We start from the raw sequence: 21,515 nt of genomic DNA, 5'->3' as shown, positions 1-21,515 counted from the left end.
TTACGCCAGTTGGTGGACTCTCAGTTCCCCTCGACTTTCGACCCAAGACGGGCTCGCAAAACCGTGAGGGGAGCCGTAAGGGAAAAATGAGACTCTACTCCGCAACACAAAAATTTCGCTATTTAATCCGCCTGTTCCCCGGGTATTTGTGCGCGGAATAACATCTACGGCCATTAGTGGAAGTCGCTCACTCAAGTTCTTCTAAACCATTTTGAAATCGGCATTGTTTGCCGAGGACTACCATTCCCTCCGAGCGCCACGGACTTCCTACCATCGAGCGCTCCGGGTCTTCGATGCTGCCGTAATAGCTACCAGGTAAATTGTTTTAAAAGATATTTCGAACTGCAATACCGATAGGATCTTGATTCACTATGGGCGACCGCTATAACCTCTACGAGTCTCTGACGCTGGATAGCGAAGCCAGCACCGAAGAGCTCCATGCAAATCTTTCTAATCAACTCTCCGAACTGCGAGATGCTGGCGTCTCGGAGTACTCCGGCGAATTCCAGGAGAAGCTCACTGCGCTGCAAGTGCTAGGCGATGAGGGACGTCGTCGCGAATACGACGCTTTGCTGGCCGATGAGAACGCCACCATCACCATCGCGACGCTGCGCGGGCTGGCAAATCGCCCGGTACCCACTGCGCAGGAATCCTCGTTCCAGACACAAGCCCAGCAAGCCCAGTCGCAGCCGTCATCGGCACAGCAGAATCAACAAGCACAGTGGTCCGCCCCAACTCAAAACGGACCTGCGACGGTAACCACCACGGTGACCACGGATGTACCGCCACTGCCGGCAAACGCCACACTGCAGAACATGTGGCAGCGCATGCCGCTCATTCCCCGAATTACTACCGGCCTGGTCGGTTTTTCAACCTTGATTGGCATCATCACAGTTCTGTACGCAATCAAGCTCAGCATCCAGGGCGCCAACAATCTCGGCAGCCTAGAGTCATCGTTGGGTGATTCTTGGGAGGGTATTGGCTACATGATGGGCGCTGCAGCCGCCCTCGTTCTCGTTCCAATCCTTTTACTGCTGGGAATGATGCTTGTCACCTTGACCGCATACTGGATTCACTCCATTCTCCGCGGCGAAGACTCAACGGCACCAATCTTTTTCTGCGTCACCGTGGCACCACTGGCGTTGACTATGACCATCATCCCCCTCCTGTTCTTGAGCTCCTGGGTGGATGTAGTCCTCTTCCTCGCAGGTGCCATGCTGATCGCCGCTTGCGTTCTTATGTTCCTCAAGGACATGCGCGCATGGTTCCGCGGCCAGAAACTGGTCAGGACTACCCAGTCAGCCCCGGGGCAGGGATATGCGCCGCAGCACCCCCAGTCTCAGAACATTCAGGGCTACCAGTTCGGCCAGAACAATCCTCCGAACAATACGCAGAACTAACTAAGCTGTCCTGAACCACCGCGCCGGCGTGCACGACACCCCAGCGCGGTTTTTCGTATTTGAGGGGCCTGAGCGCGGGGACCGTCGTAAAGCGAAAAATGGAATGAAAAGCGGTGAATAAGCGACAAATAATTACGCATTTCGTGACTTACCTCACATAATTGCGTTATTCATATCACTATCACTGTTTTTGCGCTATGCCCCGACACAACCCAAGATTCAAAACTGGGTTATCGTGGAACAAAACAGATAGGAGACATGAATTATGGCGACAATTATTTGGACCCGTACTGACGAAGCCCCTCTGCTGGCGAGCTACTCGCTGAAGCCAATCGTGGAGGCATTTGCAAGCCAGGCTGGTGTCAATGTTGAAACCCGCGACATCTCCCTCGCAGGCCGCATTCTGGCTCAGTTCCCGGAGCGTCTTTCGGACGAACAGAAGGTAGAGGATGCGCTGGCAGCCCTGGGCAAGCTGGTCAAGGAGCCGGACGCCAACATCATCAAGCTGCCGAATATCTCTGCATCCGTCCCGCAGATTAAGCGCGCTGTCGCAGAGCTGCAGGAAAAGGGCTATGACATTCCGAAGTACAAGTCGCAGCCGGAAGGCGACGAGGAGACCGCCGACCGCGCCAAGTTCGACAAGGTCAAGGGCTCTGCCGTTAACCCGGTACTGCGTGAGGGCAACTCCGACCGCCGCGCTCCGGAGCCGGTGAAGAACTACGCCCGCAAGCACCCGCACCGCATGGGCGCTTGGTCTGCAGACTCCAAGACCAACGTCGCCACCATGGCCTCCAACGACTTCCGCCACAACGAGAAGTCCGTTGTCATGCCGGAAGATGACAAGCTGACCTACCAGCTCGAGGCTAACGACGGCCAGATCATCACCCTGAAGAAGGACATGCCGGTCCTCAAGGGCGAGATTATTGACGGCACGGGCATGAACGTCCACATCCTGGACAACTTCCTGCGCGCTCAGATCCGTCGCGCACAGCGCGAGAACATCCTGTTCTCCGTCCACTTGAAGGCCACCATGATGAAGGTCTCCGACCCGCTAATCTTCGGCGAGGTTGTCAAGGCCTTCCTGCCATCTGTTTTCCCGAAGTTCGAGTCCAAGCTGGCTGCCGCCAACCTGACTCCGGACAACGGCCTGGGCGCCATGCTCGATGGTCTACACAAGCTTGACGACGCTACTGCGGCGGCCGTCAAGTCCGCTATCGAGAAGGACCTGAAGGAAGGTCCGGCCCTTTACATGGTCAACTCCGATAAGGGCATCACCAACCTCCACGTTCCGTCTGACGTCATCGTTGACGCTTCCATGCCGGCCCTGATCCGCAACGGCGGCAAGGGCTGGGGTCCGGATGGTGAGGAGCGCGACACCCTCGCAGTCATCCCGGACTCTTCCTACGCAGGCGTCTACCAGGCTGTTATCGAGGACTGCCGCGCCAATGGCGCTTTCGACCCGGCCACCATGGGCTCTGTCCCGAACGTCGGCCTGATGGCTCAGAAGGCTGAGGAGTACGGCTCCCACGACAAGACTTTCCAGATTCCGGTTGACGGTGTCCTGCAGGTCATCAACGCCGCTGGCGAGGTTCTGATTGAGCACCACGTCGCCGAGGGTGACATCTGGCGCTCCTGCCAGACCAAGGATGCTCCGATTCGCGACTGGGTGAAGCTGGCCGTTAACCGCGCTCGTATCACTGGCGACCCTGCAGTGTTCTGGCTGGACCCGCAGCGTGCGCACGACAACAACCTGATCAGCAAGGTCAACGAGTACCTGGCAGACCACGACACCGAGGGTCTGGATATCCGCATCATGGATCCGGTGTCCGCTACCAAGTTCTCCCTCGAGCGCATCCGCCGCGGCGAGAACACCATTTCCGTAACCGGTAACGTTCTGCGTGACTACCTCACCGACCTGTTCCCGATCATGGAGCTGGGCACCTCCGCCAAGATGCTGTCGGTCGTGCCGCTGATGGCCGGGGGCGGCCTGTTCGAGACCGGCGCAGGCGGTTCCGCACCGAAGCACGTCCAGCAGGTTCAGGAAGAAAACCACCTGCGCTGGGACTCCCTGGGTGAGTTCCTGGCACTGGCCGAGTCCCTGCGCTACGCCGCTGAGCATGACGACGACCCACGTCCACGCGTCCTGGCTGAGGCCCTGGATAAGGCAACCGCTACCCTGCTCGACGAGGGCAAGTCGCCGTCCCGCAAGGCTGGCGAAATCGACAACCGCGGCTCCCACTTCTACCTGGCTCTCTACTGGGCACAGGAGCTGGCCAAGCAGGACGAGAACTCCGAGCTGAAGGAAGTTTTCGCACCGGTCGCTAAGGCTCTCACGGAGAAGGAAGAGTCCATCGCCAAGACCCTGATTGATGCTCAGGGTTCCCCAGCTGATCTGGGTGGCTACTTCCTGCCGGACGATGAGAAGACCTCCGCAGTTATGCGTCCGTCCGCTGAGTTCAACGAGATCATCGACGGTCTGAAGAAGTAGGACTAGCTGCTTGCTCCTGGCTGGTCTGGCTGACCTAGGCTGACCGCCGGTTTCGGGCGATAGCCCCTCGCTCATGTTGCATTTGATACACATGGCGCGAGGGGCTTTTCTATGCCCTGACTTCCTTAACGGCCTTGACAGCTTCCGGCTTGGCTCGCCCGACACTCGGCACCGCAGCGCCCGATCCCCCCCACAACTGGCCACGCCCCAGAGCCAATCAAGCCAATCCGTACTAAGCGGGCTATAGAACTCTCGACACAGATACACACACTCTCTTACCTTGGGTTTTTCCAAAACTTTGCAATAGACAGCTTGGTTCACTATTGTTTGTAAGCAACGTTTTGAACAATCTCAAAAACCGCAAGGAAGTATCTGAAATGACCACCAAGTACGACAACAGCAACGCCGCCAACTGGGGCCTGTCCACTCGCGCTATTCACGCCGGTTTCGCTCCGGACGCACAGACCTCCGCGCGCAACCTGCCGATTTACAACACCTCCTCCTACGTCTTCGATTCCGCTGAGCACGCTGCCAACCGCTTCAACCTTTCGGATGCAGGCCCGATTTACTCCCGCCTGACCAACCCGACTGTGGATGCCGTCGAGCAGCGCATCGCCAGCCTCGAAGGCGGCGTCGCTGCCGTACTGTTCTCCTCCGGCCAGGCAGCTGAGACCGCTGCTGTCCTCACCCTGGCTCGTGCAGGCGACCACTTCGTCGTTTCGCCACGCCTTTACGGCGGTACTGAGACCCTGTTCAAGGTCACCCTGCCGCGCCTTGGCATCGACTGCACTTTCGTCGAGAACCCGGATGACCCGGAGTCCTGGCAGGCAGCAGTTCAGGACAACACCGTCGGTTTCTACGGTGAGTCCATCGCCAACCCGCAGATCGACGTCCTCGATATCCCTGCCATCGCCGAGGTTGCACACCGCAACAACGTTCCGCTGATCGTCGACAACACGGTTCCGACCCCGGCCCTGCTGCGCCCACTCGAGCACGGTGCTGACGTCGTGGTTTCCTCCACCACCAAGTTCCTCACCGGTAACGGCTCCTCCCTCGGCGGTGTCATCGTCGACGGCGGCAAGTTCGACTGGACTCAGACCCGCAACGGCCGCTCCATCTTCCCGAACTTCACCGAGGCCGACGAGGCTTACCACGGCCTGAAGTTCGCTGACCTGGGCGCCCCGGCCTTCGCTCTGCGCGCTCGCGCTGGCATTCTCCGCGACACCGGTGCTGCCCCGGCTCCGTTCAATGCGTGGGTTCTGGCTCAGGGCCTCGACACCCTGGCTCTGCGCATCGAGCGCCACAATGAAAATGCCAAGGCAGTCGCTGAGTTCCTCGAGAACCACCCGCTGGTCGCCAAGGTCAACTACGCTGGCCTGCCGAGCTCCCCGTGGTACGAGACCCTGAACAAGCTGGGCCTTTCCGGTGCCAGCGGCGTACTCTCCTTCGACCTGAAGGATGCCGACACCGCCAAGGCTTGGAAGTTCATTGACGCTCTGAAGCTGCACTCCAACGTCGCCAACATCGGTGATGTCCGCTCGCTGGTTGTCCACCCGGCCACCACCACTCACTCCCAGTCCGATGAGGAGGGTCTGACCCGCGCCGGCATTTCCCAGGCCACTGTGCGTCTCTCCGTCGGTATCGAGAACATCGATGACATCATCGCCGATCTCGAGAGCGGCTTCGCAGCACTCGCGTAGACCGTTTGTACACGGACACAGAACGGACTAAGTAGTCTATAAGGCATGAGCTTTTCCCCATCTACCCCGGCCGCCCTCCCACCCGAGGGCGAGCCGGGGCGTGTCTTTATCGGCGATGTCACAACCGAGGCTGGCGCGGTCATCCCCGACGTCACTGTCGAGTTCGAACGCTGGGGTCGGCTTAACGACGACTGCTCGAATGTCATCCTCCTCGAGCACGCTCTAACCGGCGACGCCCACGCTTCCGGCCCCTCGGATGAGTACCACCCGACTGCGGGTTGGTGGAACGGGATGATCGGCTCTGCCCGCGCACTGGACACCGACGAGTACTGCATTATCTGCACCAACGTCATAGGTGGCTGTCGCGGTACAACCGGCCCCTCCAGCCCACATCCGGACGACGGCAAACCCTGGGGCTCTCGCTTTCCCGCAATCTCCGTGCGCGACACGGTGACGGTGGAGCACCTGGCGCTGCAAGAACTGGGAATTTCCCGCCTCCAAGCTGTCATTGGCGGCTCGTTGGGTGGGGCCCGCGCGCTTGAGTGGTCACTGATGCACCCGGATTTCGTCGGCAAGGCATTGGTGATGTGTGTCGGCGCACGTGCGTCTGCTTGGCAGATTGGTATTCAGTCTGCGCAGATTCAATTCATTGAGTCCGATCCCGATTGGCATGGCGGCGACTACTACGACCGCGGTGTGACTCCGGCCCGAGGTTTGGGGTTTGCACGCAGGGTCGCGCATTTGACGTACCGTGGCGAGCTGGAGATGGATGATCGCTTTGGCGCGGCAGCGCAGCCCGGTGAGGATCCGCTGGGCGCGATGCGCACGGAAGATCGCTTCCAGGTAGAAAGCTACTTGGATCACCAAGCGGAGAAGCTTGCCCAGCGTTTCGATGCAGGCTCGTATGTTGTGCTCACCGATACCTTGAATCGGCACAATATTGGCCGTGATCGCGGTGGCCTCAATGAAGCGCTGCACTCGTCAACCGTGCCGACCATGGTTGCCGGTGTGGACACGGACATTCTCTACCCCTTCCACCAGCAGGAGCACCTCGCCCGCAATCTGGGCAACTGCTTGGGGCTAGAAAAGATTGAATCCGCCGTGGGGCACGACGGATTCTTGACGGAGTTCGAGCGAGTGGATTCGATTGTGCGTAGTTTCCTCGCTCGCGATGTCAGTTAATGTCAGCTAGCTTCCCAGCGCATCCACGCTGACTGCGAGGAATACGATTCCCATCCCGATTATGGAGCAAAACCATAGGTCAAAGGCCCGGGATCGTACAGAGAACACACCTAGAATGCTGTCCGGCAGGTACTGCCTAGCCACACCGAGCAGCATCATTGTGCTTCCCAGCATGAATGTGGCGCGTCGCCACCGCTCCAGCCCCAGGAACACAACGAAGGCGGACATGCCGAAAAAGAGCGCGCCGTAAATCGTATACTGCACCCACATTGGCCACGATGCCCCCGGCGGCGGGGTATTCGGGCTGTGCGGGTTCAGCATTGGATCCGGCAGGTCTTCCCGCCGGGCACGCTGCGCAATTTCCCTTTTCGACACGAGTTGTTCCTCCTGGCTGGCTAGGCCAGGCCAGCGAGCTTTTCAGCGCGCTCGACGACATTGCGTACGAGGAAAGCGCGAGTCAGTGGGCCGACACCACCTGGGTTCGGGGATACGTAACCGGCAATGTCCCAGACGTCATCGGCAACGTCACCGGCCAGCTTGCCGTCGACACGCGAAACTCCCACGTCGAGTACAGCAGCGCCAGGCTTGACCATGTCTGCAGTAAGCATATGAGCGACACCAGCGGCTGCGATGATGACATCAGCCTGACGGGTTTCAGCGGCCAAGTCCTTGGTGCCGGTGTGGCACAGCGTCACGGTGGAGTTCTCGCTGCGGCGAGTGAGCATCAAGCCGATTGGGCGACCAACGGTGACACCGCGGCCGATAACAACAACCTTGGCACCGTTGAGCTCGACGCCGAAGCGTCGCAGCAGGTGGATACAGCCGTTTGGGGTACACGGCAGTGGTGCTGGCTCGTTGAGGACCAGCTTGCCCAGGTTTACCGGGTGGAGGCCATCGGCGTCCTTCTCCGGATCGATGAGTCCCAGAATACGGTTTTCATCCAGGTGCTTCGGCAGTGGCAACTGAACAATGTAGCCTGTGCACTCCGGGCTTTCATTCAGCTCGGTGATTACTGCCTCGAGCTCTTCCTGCGTGGTGTCAGCCGGAAGGTCACGGCGGATAGAGGCGATACCAATCTGCTCACAGTCGCGATGCTTCATCTTGACGTAAGAGTGGCTGCCCGGATCATCACCAACCAACACGGTGGCCAGCCCCGGGGTGTAGCCGGCTTCCTTCAAACGCTCAACGCGCTTTTCCAGGTCTTCAAAGATTTCGTCTCGGTAGAGTTTGCCATCAAGCTTTGTCGCTGCCATGGCATTTATCTTAGGCACAGGAGCGAATAATGCCCAGAAATGCCCCGTAACAGCCCTCGCCTTGACCCTATTTACCGCCCATAAAGCCCTGCTGACGCCAGACTTCATAAGCAGCCACTGCTGCGGCGTTGGAAAGATTCATGCTGCGACGAGCTGGCAGCATCGGAATTCGGATTAATTGTGTAATTCGCGGATCATCGAGCACTGACTGTTCCAACCCGGTTGGCTCCGGGCCAAAGAGCAGTACATCGGTATTCGTGTACTCAATATCGGTGTGCCACGTGTCAGCGTGAGCGGTGAAAGCAAAGATGCGGCACCCTTGGCTGGCAAAGGTCTCCAATGCTTGATCGATGGAGTCATGAATACGCACATCGGCCAGGTCATGGTAATCCAGCCCGGCGCGACGCAGATTTTTGTCATCGAAGTTGAACCCCAGTGGCTTGGCCAGATGCAGCATAGCTCCAGAGCCCGCACACATGCGGATAGCGTTTCCGGTGTTCGGCGGGATGACAGGCCGGTCAAAAAGCACGTGGCAGGTGTGGCTCGTAATCCAGTCTGTGGAGTTCGTTGGCTCGGCGTTCGTTGGCTCGGTCGTGGCGCTATTCATTTCTTCCGTCAGTTCTTTTCCGCTGCTTCTTTTACTGCTCGTTGTTGGTTTCTGCTGCCGCTGTCGTGGCAGGCGCCGCATCGCACACACCGTGCTCGGTGAAAAACGCGATGATGGTCTCACCGATTAGCGCTCGGCTCCTCGGCTTCGAGAACTTATGGCCCTCTCCCTCGACCACTAGAAAATCGGTGGGCACGCCGTATGCGTCCATGGCGTTGCGCATCTGACCGGACTCTCGCGGAGGCACGTTGGTATCCCACTCGCCGTGGATAAAGAGAGTTGGAACCTTCATTTCCTCCGCACGGTGCAGCGGCGAGATATCGCGCAGAAGCTCAGCATCCTGGTACGGGTAGCCGTATCGGGGGAACGCGGCCTGCGCCAACCAGGGCTCGGTGGATTGGTAGTAGGTTTCAAAACTTGTCATTCCGCAGGCATCGACGATGGCCGCAAACTGATCCGGATACCATGCCGAGGCCAACAACGACATGAAGCCACCGTAGGATCGCCCGCCCAGAGCAATGCGTTCTGGGTCCGCCAACCCGGCATCAACGAGGAAGGCACGCGCCGCTGCGATATCCGCAATAGCGGCAAAGCGTCCATAGCGGTCACCTGCGTGCTCGAATGACCTACCGGACCCCGAGGAACCGCGCACGTTAGGAGTGAACACCACGAAGCCCGCCTCCACAATGCTGGCTAGAACATCGTGGTGGATGGGTTTCGCCTGCAGCTCTGGTCCGCCGTGGATGTGGATAAAAGCCGGCGGTAGTGCGTTTCCGGAAACGTCATTAGAACTATTGCGCACCGACTCCGGAAGGTAGAGCCAACCAGACAGTTCCAACCCATCGCGGGAGACAAAGTAGACCAGCTCTGGGGCCGGCATAGTCTCCAGATTCTTCTCTTCCAGAGCCAAAATCCGTTCGGTGCGATCCATGTCCAATGGCTCAATGACACCACCGATATTGCGCAGAATCTCCACCGTTGGCGCAAGGCCTGGCCCTTCTACTGTCAGGGAGATCAGCTCACCGTCACCGGAGATTGACAGCTCACGCGCAACCATGCCCGGCAATTCCACATTGCGGCGCACCATCACCCGCATGTCGTCAGTCTGCGGGTGAAGGCCAAGGGTAAGCACCTCAAGCGTGCTGACCCCACCGCTGTTCCACAGCACAGCCGCAGTGGAGGAATCCTCACTGATGACAAATTCTTCGACGTCTTGATCCGGATTGCCAATGAACTCCTCGACATCAACTTCGATGCCGATCTTCATATCCAAAATCTCCGCTGCGGTCGATTCCGCTGTGCGCGGCTCAGTAGTGCTGATACCGCTATCGGGAGTAATACCCAGGCGCAGGATGCGACGCTGTTCCGCGCCATGATCTGAGAGTACGAATGCGGTCAGCTTCTCCTGCCCCGGATGCGCCAATAAGACACCGGCATCTGTGGTGGAGCCGGGATCGGACGGCAACAGCGGCTGCCACTGCTGCCCCGGCCCGACCAGCAGTAGCTCACGGTGGCCTCGCGGCCCCACCCGCACGAGGCCAAACCCGCCTTCAGCCGCTACCAGCTGGCTGTCAGTGCGTTTATCAATGACCTCATACTTTGAGTTCGTCGGGTTGACCAAACGCGCATAGTTAATGCCCTGGGCATCGACCGCGTTCATCGCTAGGAGATCGTTATCCCATTCCACCAGTGTGGCGCGCATATCCGCATCCATACGCAGGGGGCGGGCACCGTCGACCTCCGGATCGGTGGATACCAGCCAGGTCTGCAGTCGCTCCGTACCGTACGGAGAGACCTCGCAGGCGATCCACTTTCCATCCGGGGAGTGCAGCACCCTGGTAACCGGGCCTTCCACCGGCAGTTTCACGGGGCGCTCCGCCCCTAGCCCCTCCGGAGTAATCTCCTGCTGTACCGCACGCGGGTAGCCGCTATCGCGGACAATAAAGGCGATTGCACTCCCATCCGGTGCTAACGAGGATTCATAGGTCTGGCGCATGACAATCCATTCTAGTAGTCAGCGAAAATCTCTACTTCGACCTGCCACCACTGGCTGCCCCAGAGCCTCGGACATATCCACCAGACGATCGGCCACGATTGTCACCGCACCAGAGGCTGTCTGCGCGATACCGCGCACCACCATCGCCCGCGAATTCACCGCTACCGGCCGAAATCGATTCCACAGCCCCGGCGTACACAGCACATTCACCAGCCCAGTTTCGTCCTCCATTCCCAAAAATGTCACTCCGCCAGCGGTCCCCGGACGTTGCCTATGCGTCACGACTCCCGCCACTTCTACTCGTGTTCCATCGGGCACTGTTTTCAGTTCCGCCGCAGGCACCACTCCACGTTCCTGCAGGTCTGCCCGCAACGCGGCCACCGGGTACTGCCCCGGGGTCACTCCCGTTGCCGTCAAATCGGCAGCTGCCAGCTCAAACTCCGTCATGCCGGGCAACGCAGGTGCGTCGGCAAGCGTGAGCCCCGGCAGCATGCCCTCACTTTCCGTCGCCGCCACGCCCGCCGCCCACAGTGCTTGACGACGGTCAATCCCCAGCGACCCAAGTGCCCCTGCACGCGCCAGTGCTTCCATGTGCCCAACACCCAGCCGAGCTCTGCGGGCGACATCTGCTGCGTTGACAAATGGCCGCGCTGCAACGATACGTTCCGCCACGTCATTGCCCACACTGGCAATGGCGCCGAGCCCCAAACGAATACGCCCATCGATGACGCGGGCTTCCACGCCTGAAACCGCGATATCCGGACCATCGCAGCCGATACCGTGCCGGCGGGCATCGGCAATCAACGACTGCGGAGAGTAAAACCCCATGGGCTGAGCACGGAGCAATGCGACACAGAACTCCGCCGGATAGTGGTACTTAAACCAAGCCGAGAAATACACCAAGGAGGCAAACGACTGCGCGTGTGATTCCGGGAAACCGTAGGCGGCAAAGGCCACTATCTTGTTCCACAGTTGTTCCCCAATATCCGCATCAATGCCACTGGTGCGCTCCAGCCCAGCCAGAAAACGGGCATGAAGCGCTTCCATTTTGGCCACTGAGCGCTTCGACCCCATAGCGCGACGCAGCGAGTCCGCTTCCGCCCCACTGAAACCCGCCGCATCGACGGCCATTTGCATCAGCTGCTCTTGAAATAGCGGGATGCCCAGTGTCTTCCCGAGGGACTTCTCCAGCACTGGATGCTCATAGGTCACTGGTTCGAGTCCATTTCGGCGGCGAATGTAGGGGTGCACGCTACCGCCTTGAATGGGGCCTGGGCGAATGAGTGCCACCTCCACCACCAGATCAAAGAACTCCCTCGGCTTCAGTCGGGGCAAGGTGGCCAGCTGCGCGCGCGATTCCACCTGAAACACGCCCACCGCGTCCGCGCGTGCCAACATCTCATAGACCCCCGGCTCGGCGACATCTATTTCCCACAGGTTCACTCGGCGCCCATGCTGTTCATAGACCAAGTCAATGCAATGGTGGATGGCCTCCAGCATTCCGAGGCCAAGCAGGTCGAATTTCACCAGTCCCGCTGCCGCACAGTCATCCTTATCCCACTGCACTACCGAACGACCTTCCATGCGTGCCCATTCCACTGGCACGACATCCGCAATCGGCCGATCACAAATCACCATTCCGCCAGAGTGAATGCCTAAATGACGAGGCTGCCCACGAAGCTGCTCCGCCAGTTGCTGCACCGGCTCCGGCGGGCACACCTCCCGGTCTCTGACCCACGCATCGATAACGCCCGGCGAGTACCCCAACACCCGCGCCGCATCGCGCAATGCACCGCGCCGCCGGTAGGTAATGACATTGGCCACCTGCGCGGCATTGTCACGACCATACTTTTCATAGACGTACTGAATGACCTCTTCCCTACGGCCAGACTCGATATCTACATCGATATCCGGTGGCCCATCCCGTTCTGGCGACAAAAACCTCTCAAACAACAGCCCGGCACTAATGGGGTCAACATTGGTGATCCCCAGCGCAAAACACACCACCGAGTTAGCGGCCGAACCGCGGCCCTGTGCCAGAATTCCCGCCCGGCGACAGAACTCACAGATGTCATGCACGATGAGGAAGTAGCCCGGAAAACCCAGCTCTCGAATCACAGTCAGCTCATTCTCTAACTGCGCCCACGCCCGCGCTTGCACGGAGCTATCCCCAGCTCCATCGACCGGACCATACCGCCGCCGTGCCCCTGCACGAGCAATTTCCCGCAACCATGAGTCCTCATCGTGACCAGCAGGAACCTCCCAGCGAGGCAACTCAGGCGCAATGAGATCAAGCGTAAAAGCACACTCACCTGCAATGTCCTGTGTTGCCTGCAGTACCTGCGCCCCCAGATACCGTGTTGCCGCCGATAGCTCCTCCCACGAACGCAACCAAGCTCCGCCTGCGGGCTCCAGCCGTGACTCGAACCCGTCTAGGTCCTCCCGCACAGCAAGGGCCTGCTTCGCCCCGGCCAACCGGCTTGCCGCAGGCGAGGCCGCCGTCGCAGCAGAGGAAACCACCTCTCGCAGGCCATACTTCACAGCTGCGGCCGAAATCGCCTCCGCGTCATCGGCCACCTGTGCGGTGGGGCTCAGGCGGTGCTCGAGCGCCACGTTCTCCGCACCGAAGGCCGCAATGAGCTCTTCCAAGTCGCCGACCCAGCTGACGTCGGCAAGCACCTGCCAGAAACCACCTGCGGCCTCCCCTAACTCTGGCAGCGAGGGATAGCAGACGACGGATTTCTCCCCTGCCGACATATGCGCATCACACAGCGTGTGGCTCAGGCGCCGATAGCCCTCGGGCCCCCGCCCCAGCACCGTGAGGGGCCGCTGCGGAAGCCCCAGCTCCGCGCCGATGATTGTGGCAATACCAGCCTCCGCTGCAGCCTCGGCAAAACGAGCGATTCCATAGAAACCATCGCGATCTGCCAGCCCCAACACGTTTAACCCCAAACGCGCAGCCTCGGACACCAATTCTTCCGGATCCGATGCGCCATGCAGGAATGAATAACTCGAACGACAGTGCAATTCCGCCTTAATATCCGCAGGCGAAAATGACACGCCACCTCCGCCACTAACACCGCTTTCCGGAGCTTCAAAAGCCCCAACGATGGAATCTGACAGCTGCCCCCTCCAGCCGTTGAAGCTGCCATTAGGCTGTAGTTTTCCTGAAAATTTACCCGATAGAATACGCTCAATCCGCGACCAGCTCAGTGGCCGACCGGACTGCTCCGACTGTCCGCCCGAGATGTTTTCCATGCCACGAACATTAACCCACCCTCCGGACTGTATTCAAACGTATTTTCGATTAGTATGTGTATTAAGCACCACCCCCGGGACGCATCCGTAAGTCACACCTCAGCCACGCTCGACTGTTTAGGCTGAAGTTGAATTTTCAGCACTACCTGGGCAAGTGCTAGCCTTAACCCCAGAATTAAAGACAGCTTGGTCTAGTTCTGCCTTAAAACTTCAGCTAACAAATCCCATTAAATAAGGAGACCCCTCGATGAACCTCAAGCGTTTTTCCGCCGGTGTACTTACTGTCGCGTTCGCCGCAACCGGCCTTACCGCCTGTGGCAGCTCGGATGATGCCATTCGCATCGGCACCACGGATGCCGGCAAGAAGGCCTGGACCGTTTTCGAGCAGAAGGCTTCCGAACAGGGCATCGATCTGGATGTTCAGCCCTTCTCCGACTACCAGACCCCGAACCGCGCACTCGATGAGGGCCAGCTCGACGTCAATCTCTTCCAGCACATCAAGTTCTTGGCTGAGTACAACGTCGGCGCTAAGTCGGACCTGACTCCGATTGGCTCGAGCGAAATTGTCCCGCTGGCTCTGTTCTGGAAGGACCACAAGTCGGTTGATGAGCTGAAGAAGGGCACCGAGGTCGTCATCCCGAACGACCCGTCCAACCAGGGCCGCGCTATTAACGTACTGGTTCAGGCTGGCCTGCTGAAGCTGAAGCAGGATGACCTGCTGACCCCGTCCCCTGCTGACATCGATAAGGAAGCTTCCAAGATCACGGTTCTGCCGGTGGATGCCGCTCAGACTCCGGCCGCCTACGGCGAGGGTAAGCCCGCCATTATCAATAACTCCTTCCTGGACCGCGCCGGCATCGACCCGAACACCGCTATCTTCCAGGATGACCCGAACTCCACGGAGGCAGAGCCGTACATCAACGTCTTTGTCACCAAAGCTGAAAATGCTGACAACCCGAAGTACGCGGAGCTCTCCAAGATCTGGCACTCCAAGGAGGTCCAGGACGCAGTCGCAGAGGACTCCAAGGGCACCTCGGTTCCGGTTGACCGTTCGGCTAAGGAGCTGCAGGACATTCTGGATCGCGTCGAAGAGCAGCAGCGCGAGCAGAACTAACGCCACTGCCACCTAAGCACCGCCCAACACCAGGGAACACAGACCAAGGGGCACTGATTCACTCGTGACCAACAAGGGAACGAAGCTCGAATTCCGCGAGCTGAACAAGCAATTCGGCGACGTCACCGCGCTCGCCGACATCAACCTAACCGTTGAACCCGGCGAAATCCTCGGCGTCATCGGTTATTCCGGCGCTGGTAAATCAACGCTCATCCGTATGATTAACGGCCTGGAAAAGCCAACCTCCGGGCAGGTTTTGCTAGATGACACCGACATCGTCGGCATCTCCGAGCGCCAGCTACGGGGCCTACGCCGTAATATCGGCATGATTTTCCAGCACTTCAACCTCTTCCATTCGCGCAACGCGATTCGCAACGTTGAATATCCGCTGGAACTGGCCGGTATGCCTAAGGCCAAGCGCCGCGCTCGCGCCCAGGAACTGCTGGAGTTCGTCGGTCTCGGCGACAAGGCGGAGTCCTTCCCCGAGCAGCTCTCGGGTGGGCAGAAGCAGCGTGTCGGCATCGCCCGTGCGCTCGCCACCGAACCGACGCTCTTGCTTGCCGACGAAGCCACCTCGGCACTCGACCCGGAAACTACTTCCGGCGTCCTGGATCTGCTGCGTCGCATCAATCGCGAAATGGGTGTCACTATCGTGCTGATTACTCATGACATGTCGGTTGTACGCGGTATCGCTGACCGCATGGCCATCATGGAAAATGGTCACATCGTCGAAACCGGTACGGTCCACGAGATCTTTGCCAACCCCAAGACTGAGGTTGGCCGCCGCTTCGCCACCACCGCACTGCGCGATGTTCCAATTGGCCGTGAACGCGATTCGGTGAATCAGTCTGCCGAGAGCGCAGCAGCTCGCCTGGTCACCATCACTATCAATGACGGTGTTGACCTCGGTGCCCTGGCACAGGCCACTAGTGCCCACGGTGTCGCCGCCTCGGTGGCACACGGCGCAGTCGCCAATGTGCAGGCGAAGTCCTACGGCCGCCTTACTTTGCGGTTGACTCCGCTGACAGGTAATTCCGCCTCGGATTCCTCTGATTTCGATGCCGCCATTGCTGCTATTTCCGAACTGACACAGGTAGAGGAGCTTGCATCATGATCGGTCTCTTAAACTCTCTGCCATCGGTGAGTGGCAAGGACACCAACTGGGATAGCCTCGGCCCGATGCTGGGCGAGGCATTCGGCCAGACGCTCTATATGGTCTGTGTCGCCATGCTGATTGGCGGTGTCGCAGGTCTGGCAATCGGCGTGCTGCTCTACACCACCCGCGATGGTGGCGTGCTGCGCAACAAGTTTGTCTACCAGGTCCTCAATGTCCTGATTAACTTTGTCCGACCAATCCCGTTCATCATCCTGGTTACGGCCATCGGCCCACTGACAAAGAACGTGGTCGGCACCACGATCGGCACCGAAGCCGCAGTGTTCGTCATGTCGATTGCCGCCACCTTCGCCATCGCGCGCCTGGTGGAGCAGAACTTGATGTCCATCGACCCCGGCGTGATTGAGGCCGCCCGTGCGATGGGCGCAAGTCCGTGGCGCATCATCCGGACGGTCGTCGTGCCGGAGGCACTGGGCCCGCTGGTACTGGGCTACACCTTCGCATTCATCGCCGTGGTCGACATGTCAGCTATGGCCGGCTACATCGGCGGTGGCGGACTGGGCAACTTCGCAATCACCTACGGCTACCAGGCATTCGACTGGAACGTCACCCTGGTGACAACCCTGGTCATCATCTTCATCGTCCAGTTGGCGCAGATCTTCGGCAACTGGCTCTCCAAGAAGATTATGCGCAGGTAGCCGCGCACATTAGCTAGCCACTAGCTAGCGGCGGGTTACCTCGACCGCAGCCCAGCCCTTCTTTGGCCCTGGAGCATCACCGCAGGAAGACACAACGCCTTCCGTGGTGATTTTCTCCAGGGCCACTTCATATTCCACGACCTTGTCGCGGTCGCTGGGGCCGTCGTAAAGCGCGACGACTGCAGTCGTGCCGTCGACGTCAACGCGTGCGACATCGTCTACGCCCCACGCATCTGCTTGACGACGCACAGCCAACTCGGCCGCCTGCCCCTGCGGGGTGTAGATACCACGGCCGCGACAGCCCTCTGCATGCACGATGCCCTGCTGAGCGTCTTCGATGACCCCCTTGGCATCCACCGCACTCAGACGTCCAAAGCTGTAATTCCATGGCAACAGCACGCTGGCCGGCGCAAAGCGGTGCCCCTTAGAGTGCGAGGTTTCCCACACAACCTCTGGGTAGAGATTGTGCATCGCAGCAGCGAGCGGGCGACCTTTAATCGCACAGCAACGATCGCGCTTACCGTGCGTACAGATGAGAAACAGTGGATGGTCCAGACGAGTGGCCCCCTCGGTGGGCTGGCCAGGGCGGATATCCAGAGTCATCAGGTCTTCAACATCGGCAACCATGCGATGTTCGAGAAAAACCTCAGAGCCATCCACTGATTCACAATGCGCGATATAGACGTTAACGCCATCACACGGCTGCTGGCCGATTCGGCCTGGCTTTCGAATCAGCTGCAACGCGCCGCCGCGTTCAGACAACCAGGCCTCTACCTGACCGGTGATCTCTGCTCCCCATACCCCGCCGTCAAAAATATCGTGCGACCAACCGAGTTGGTGCTCCAACGCAATAAAGAGCTTTCCGGTCTTCGCAGTACCGGGAAGCGGCTCAGTCATCTGAGCGGAACAGGTGGTATCAAATTTGGCCTGGCTCATACGCCTAAGCGTAATTGAGTGCCCCCTGCGATTGGGTCTTAGGTCGCAGCGTTCACCCCTGTTTTGTTACTATTGTGCAACACTTTGACAACAAATACTTCTGACCTCGACTTTTGTAGTTCAGCTTGTTGAAATTCCGTAACTGCGCACATACCGTCAGACGTATGAATACGAAATCGCTGGATGTTTCGCGCACCCGTACCCGTATCGCGGCATCCCTGTGCCTCGCATTGGGCCTGGCTCTCGGCGCTTGCTCCTCTGACTCATCCCCAGACTCGGCTGCTGCAGTGTCTATGAAGACTGACTCAACCGCTGGCACCTCCGATTTGTCAAGCAGCTCTAGCAGCTCCACTAGCTCATCTGCGGCGGCGCAAACCACCATGGATGACGATGCTGCTCCGGAGGGCGATTTCAATAGTTCCTCCTCAGAAGCTGCCCCTTCCGATGGCGCTTACTTGGGTATTGAAGATGTCCGTGTCGGTTCCCACGACGGTTACGACCGCATTGTCTTTGAACTCACGGGCGAGGGCACTCCGGGATATTTCGTCCGTTACGAGGATGTGCCGACCCAACAGGGCTCCGGCAAACCGATTTCGGTCGACGGCACAGCCAAGCTGGTAATCGACTTGCGGGGCATGGGTTACCCCTTTGATTTCCAGATGGAGGACTTCCCCTCTGACCCGGTCAAGCCGACATCGACGTCCGTTATTAAGGAAGTCGTTGGCGCCGGCACCTTCGAGGGACAGACTCAGTATGTCGTCGGGCTCAAGGGCGATAAGACCCCGTTCAAGGTTTTCTCGTTGAACAACCCGAACCGCCTGGTTATTGACTTCCAATCGAAGTAATCGGGTTGCCCCGCGCTACGCCTCTACGCGTAAGCCCCCTCGATTCTCCATGCGCCGGCATGCCCTATGAGCAACCAGGCGGCGATGGTACCGTCATTCGCCATCGCACGGATTTGTATTCTTGCCGCTCGACGAGCCTCATCGGGCACCCACCAGCGCTCATCAATCGGCCAGGGCCCAGCCCACGATGACACGCGGTACGTTGTCACTCCATGCCGCACCAGAGATGGTTCCGCCGTCATGGTCGCTCGCCCAGTTACGCCCACGGTCTGCCCATTGGCATCGAGCACTTCCACCTCAGCATTAGCAGTCGCGGGAATAGTTGCCGGATTGGGGGCAAGAACGGCTCCCGGCCACGGCTGATTATTTTCCGCGGTTTTTGTGCTTTTGGGTTTTTCTCCGAAAGCGACAAATCCCACTCTTTCTCCTGGGCCACGCCCGCCCTGCATGATTGGTTGCTGTACTGCCTCTGACCCCAGTAACCCCTGCACACGCTCGGCAGCCCGGCGCGCTTTGGCTCGCGCATCATCGCTGCCGTGCCACAGATCCTGTTTTACAGTACCGGCGGCGACCACATCCAGTGGCTCTAACTGCAGCTCTACAATTCCGCGGCTGTCATCTCCATCATTTTCCTCAGCGCCGTCAACAGTTCCAGCAACAGTGCCGCTGCCTCCTCGTGGCTGCTGCCGATTCCTGTTATTCAGCCAGCCATCGAGCTGCCACCGAACCCTGTCAGCCGTAGTCTGTTCTGCCAGTGGCTCAGTGCAGCGCCATACTCTGCGCACCTCTGAGCCGTCACTAAATTGCGCCACCACCGCTAAGCGGTAACACGAATACCCATGGTTAAAAAGTTTTTCATGCAGTTGCCCAGCTAGAAAGCGCGCGACGAATGAGACCTCATCCACTCTTCGGAGTGGACTCTCCCAAGACTGGTAGCTCACCGCCAGTCCTGGCGGCAAAGATCGCGGCGCCACCAACCGCACTTCCCCACGGCAGGCCAAATCGTGCCATCTAGCCCCCTGCGCCCCAAACCTGTTGGCTATATCCCGCTTCGGTAACGCAGCGACATCCCCCAATGTGCGCAGGCCGAGTTCCTGCCACGACTTCGCAAGCTCTGCGGGCATCTCCAGTGCACTTTCCGCCCTCAGCTCCACCAGAGAGATTCCCTGCCGAAATCTTTTGCCTTCATCTTCCCCGGGAGCTACCAGCACTCCCCTGCGCGCTGCCAAAATAGCTGTCACAATATCGTCCGCGAGCCCCAAGCTGCAGTCCACGCCCGGTACCGCAGCGGCATCAAGCAGCTTTTCCAAGGCCACATCCTGTCCGCCGTAATAACGCATTACCCCTCGCGCTGCCACAACCGCCAAGCCTGGCCGTAGAGCTTCGACCCCAGCTGCCACCGCCTCCAACCGTTGCAGCACGGACTCGAATTCTGCAGCGTCGCGCACCGCACTTTCCTCGACAACCTCCAGCTCCGGGCACAACGCTTCCGCATGGCGACGGCTTTGCCCGCGCCGTACCCCTGCACGGCGCGCACTCGGAGAACAAGCAGCTACTCCGCTATCACCCACAATCGCAACTGGACTGAGCGGATTAGCCTGCGACGTCACAGATGCTAGATGTGCTGCCTGCACTGGCCAATCAGGAAGCCATAGCGCCACCACACGGCTCGATTCCGCCGCTACCACTAGGACCTCCTCTGCGCGGGAAACGCGACCACATTGTTCTGTTCCACCTGTTCCCCCACCCGCCAACGGCACTGCCTCCGCGGAAACCGCGTCCCCGACACACTGACTTGGTAATCCACTGCTCGAATCCGGCCATAACCAGTGCCAAGCCCGGAAACACCAGCGACAGAGCTGGAAATTTCCGCAGCAGCGCCCGGCCACTGCTGCCCGACAAAAACCAGAGCACAACCACTCGTGCGCAGTCGTGCCTGCAGCGGACGTGCCTGCGACGGCGGCGGAGTGCGCGCCAACGAAGCCACCACCAAGTCAACGCCGTCCGCCAACAGCCCAATTACTTCAAGCGGCTGCATTCCAGGATCTGGCACACAGACAATGTTCGATAGCTTCCCGCCCAACTCCACCACGGAGAGCAACCCCTGTTCAGCGAGTCCAACTAGCGCAACATGACCTGTCTTCGTAACTTCCGCGATTAGGCCTGCCAATACCGCACCGGGCTGTTCAATGACACTGACAGCCCCTTTTCGCACTGCTCCCGCCAACGTATTTTCCAACGCCTCCGGCACCGGTAGAGCCTCACCGAGCCCAAAGGTTGCACCAGTTGCAGTCCCACCAGACTGGGCTGCCATCGCCTGCCGCAATGCCGCAATAGTCTGTTCCTTAGACTGCCCCGCAGCAATATTGACCGCCGTTGTCACTTCTTGTTCCACCTCATCTCACTGCCATCCCACTGCCCCCGCCCACCACGAACACTGCTCGAATATTCTTTCCCAACAAGCGGATTAAACATTACCCTAAATAGCACGTACGTTCGATATTAATGTGCGAAGAAAAGCGCCGCACACCACCGCGCGACGCTCTAACCTCAGCCGAGTACTACATTTCGTACTACTTAGGCCTTCACATCGAGAACTACATCGAATTCGAGCAAATCAGCCGACGACGACACCGGCTTGCGCTTTTCGCCCTCATGCGAAGCCTTGAAGGCACGGCCCTCACGCCACCCCTGGTAGGCCTCCTCACTCTCCCACTCGGTAAAGACGAAGTAGCGGCTCTCTCCTGCAGTCGGACGCAGCAGTTGGAAACCAATGAAACCCGGCACATCGGTCATCTTTGAAGAGTTAGCGGAAAAGCGACGTTCGAGCTCTTCTCCCGCACCCTCAGGAACGGTAATAGCGTTAATTTTTACAATGCTCATGGTCATAACACTAGCCACACAACTCTCAACAATCTATAGTT

Annotated in this window: 17 protein-coding genes; 8 read left to right on the top strand and 9 right to left on the bottom strand. The window is 59.1% G+C overall.

All coding sequences use genetic code 11. From position 1 onward, the window contains the following. Positions 1-371: 371 nt before the first annotated feature. The 4 genes from CRD20_RS07500 to CRD20_RS07485 all read left to right on the top strand — a co-directional run bounded on the left by CRD20_RS07500 (position 372) and on the right by CRD20_RS07485 (position 6,770). Positions 372-1,400, top strand: a complete 1,029-nt coding sequence (locus CRD20_RS07500; protein ID WP_187405173.1) for a molecular chaperone DnaJ — start codon at positions 372-374, stop codon at positions 1,398-1,400. A gap of 265 nt (positions 1,401-1,665) precedes the next feature. Further along, a complete protein-coding gene (locus tag CRD20_RS07495; protein ID WP_187405172.1) occupies positions 1,666-3,888 on the top strand; it encodes an NADP-dependent isocitrate dehydrogenase in 2,223 nt (740 codons plus the stop codon). A gap of 377 nt (positions 3,889-4,265) precedes the next feature. Beyond that, positions 4,266-5,588: an O-acetylhomoserine/O-acetylserine sulfhydrylase gene (locus CRD20_RS07490; RefSeq protein WP_016422138.1), complete on the top strand. Its 1,323-nt coding sequence runs from the start codon at positions 4,266-4,268 to the stop codon at positions 5,586-5,588. Positions 5,589-5,633: 45 nt separating this feature from the next. Further along, on the top strand, positions 5,634-6,770 hold the full coding sequence (locus CRD20_RS07485) for a homoserine O-acetyltransferase (protein WP_049190326.1): 1,137 nt from the start codon (positions 5,634-5,636) through the stop codon (positions 6,768-6,770). Between the two features lie 6 nt (positions 6,771-6,776). Here CRD20_RS07485 and CRD20_RS07480 read toward each other — a convergent pair whose 3' ends face one another. The 5 genes from CRD20_RS07480 to CRD20_RS07460 form a co-directional block, all read right to left on the bottom strand. After that, positions 6,777-7,145 carry a DUF3017 domain-containing protein gene (locus CRD20_RS07480; RefSeq protein WP_016422136.1) on the bottom strand — a complete coding sequence of 123 codons (369 nt, stop codon included), beginning with the start codon at positions 7,143-7,145 and terminating at the stop codon, positions 6,777-6,779. Positions 7,146-7,165: 20 nt separating this feature from the next. Next, positions 7,166-8,023, bottom strand: a complete 858-nt coding sequence (locus CRD20_RS07475) for a bifunctional methylenetetrahydrofolate dehydrogenase/methenyltetrahydrofolate cyclohydrolase (RefSeq protein WP_005510041.1) — start codon at positions 8,021-8,023, stop codon at positions 7,166-7,168. A 67-nt stretch (positions 8,024-8,090) separates the two neighbouring features. Further along, the gene (locus CRD20_RS07470) at positions 8,091-8,630 is read right to left on the bottom strand and encodes a tRNA (cytidine(34)-2'-O)-methyltransferase (RefSeq protein WP_049190330.1); all 540 of its coding nucleotides are present in this window, start codon (positions 8,628-8,630) and stop codon (positions 8,091-8,093) included. 31 nt (positions 8,631-8,661) lie between these two features. After that, on the bottom strand, positions 8,662-10,626 hold the full coding sequence (locus CRD20_RS07465; protein ID WP_048731546.1) for a S9 family peptidase: 1,965 nt from the start codon (positions 10,624-10,626) through the stop codon (positions 8,662-8,664). A gap of 18 nt (positions 10,627-10,644) precedes the next feature. Next, a complete protein-coding gene (locus CRD20_RS07460; protein WP_187405171.1) occupies positions 10,645-13,884 on the bottom strand; it encodes an error-prone DNA polymerase in 3,240 nt (1,079 codons plus the stop codon). A 247-nt stretch (positions 13,885-14,131) separates the two neighbouring features. Between CRD20_RS07460 and CRD20_RS07455 the strand changes: the two genes are divergently transcribed. The 3 genes from CRD20_RS07455 (at position 14,132) to CRD20_RS07445 (ending at position 16,810) form a co-directional block, all read left to right on the top strand. Beyond that, on the top strand, positions 14,132-14,998 hold the full coding sequence (locus CRD20_RS07455; RefSeq protein ID WP_187405170.1) for a MetQ/NlpA family ABC transporter substrate-binding protein: 867 nt from the start codon (positions 14,132-14,134) through the stop codon (positions 14,996-14,998). A 64-nt stretch (positions 14,999-15,062) separates the two neighbouring features. Beyond that, positions 15,063-16,112, top strand: a complete 1,050-nt coding sequence (locus CRD20_RS07450) for a methionine ABC transporter ATP-binding protein (RefSeq protein WP_187405169.1) — start codon at positions 15,063-15,065, stop codon at positions 16,110-16,112. A 65-nt stretch (positions 16,113-16,177) separates the two neighbouring features. Then, a complete protein-coding gene (locus CRD20_RS07445) occupies positions 16,178-16,810 on the top strand; it encodes a methionine ABC transporter permease (RefSeq protein ID WP_224433327.1) in 633 nt (210 codons plus the stop codon). A gap of 24 nt (positions 16,811-16,834) precedes the next feature. On the opposite strand, the gene CRD20_RS07440 is transcribed toward CRD20_RS07445, so the two are convergent. Beyond that, positions 16,835-17,746, bottom strand: coding sequence for a sucrase ferredoxin (locus CRD20_RS07440; protein ID WP_070603509.1), 912 nt, complete (start codon positions 17,744-17,746; stop codon positions 16,835-16,837). 164 nt (positions 17,747-17,910) lie between these two features. Between CRD20_RS07440 and CRD20_RS07435 the strand changes: the two genes are divergently transcribed. Continuing rightward, the gene (locus tag CRD20_RS07435; protein ID WP_070642893.1) at positions 17,911-18,591 is read left to right on the top strand and encodes a hypothetical protein; all 681 of its coding nucleotides are present in this window, start codon (positions 17,911-17,913) and stop codon (positions 18,589-18,591) included. Between the two features lie 23 nt (positions 18,592-18,614). Here the strand turns inward: CRD20_RS07435 and CRD20_RS07430 are convergent, their stop codons facing one another. The 3 genes from CRD20_RS07430 to CRD20_RS07420 all read right to left on the bottom strand — a co-directional run bounded on the left by CRD20_RS07430 (position 18,615) and on the right by CRD20_RS07420 (position 21,474). Beyond that, positions 18,615-20,279: a DNA polymerase Y family protein gene (locus CRD20_RS07430; protein ID WP_187405168.1), complete on the bottom strand. Its 1,665-nt coding sequence runs from the start codon at positions 20,277-20,279 to the stop codon at positions 18,615-18,617. Next, positions 20,279-20,974 carry a hypothetical protein gene (locus tag CRD20_RS07425; RefSeq protein ID WP_048731702.1) on the bottom strand — a complete coding sequence of 232 codons (696 nt, stop codon included), beginning with the start codon at positions 20,972-20,974 and terminating at the stop codon, positions 20,279-20,281. The genes CRD20_RS07430 and CRD20_RS07425 overlap by 1 nt, the downstream gene beginning before the upstream one ends. A gap of 194 nt (positions 20,975-21,168) precedes the next feature. After that, the gene (locus tag CRD20_RS07420) at positions 21,169-21,474 is read right to left on the bottom strand and encodes an antibiotic biosynthesis monooxygenase (protein WP_038629377.1); all 306 of its coding nucleotides are present in this window, start codon (positions 21,472-21,474) and stop codon (positions 21,169-21,171) included. Positions 21,475-21,515 lie beyond the last annotated feature (41 nt).

It is taken from the genome of Corynebacterium sp. LK33, from assembly GCF_014334955.1.
Classification (GTDB): Bacteria; Actinomycetota; Actinomycetes; order Mycobacteriales; family Mycobacteriaceae; genus Corynebacterium; species Corynebacterium jeikeium_D.
This window is presented reverse-complemented; position numbering and strand designations above follow the sequence as displayed.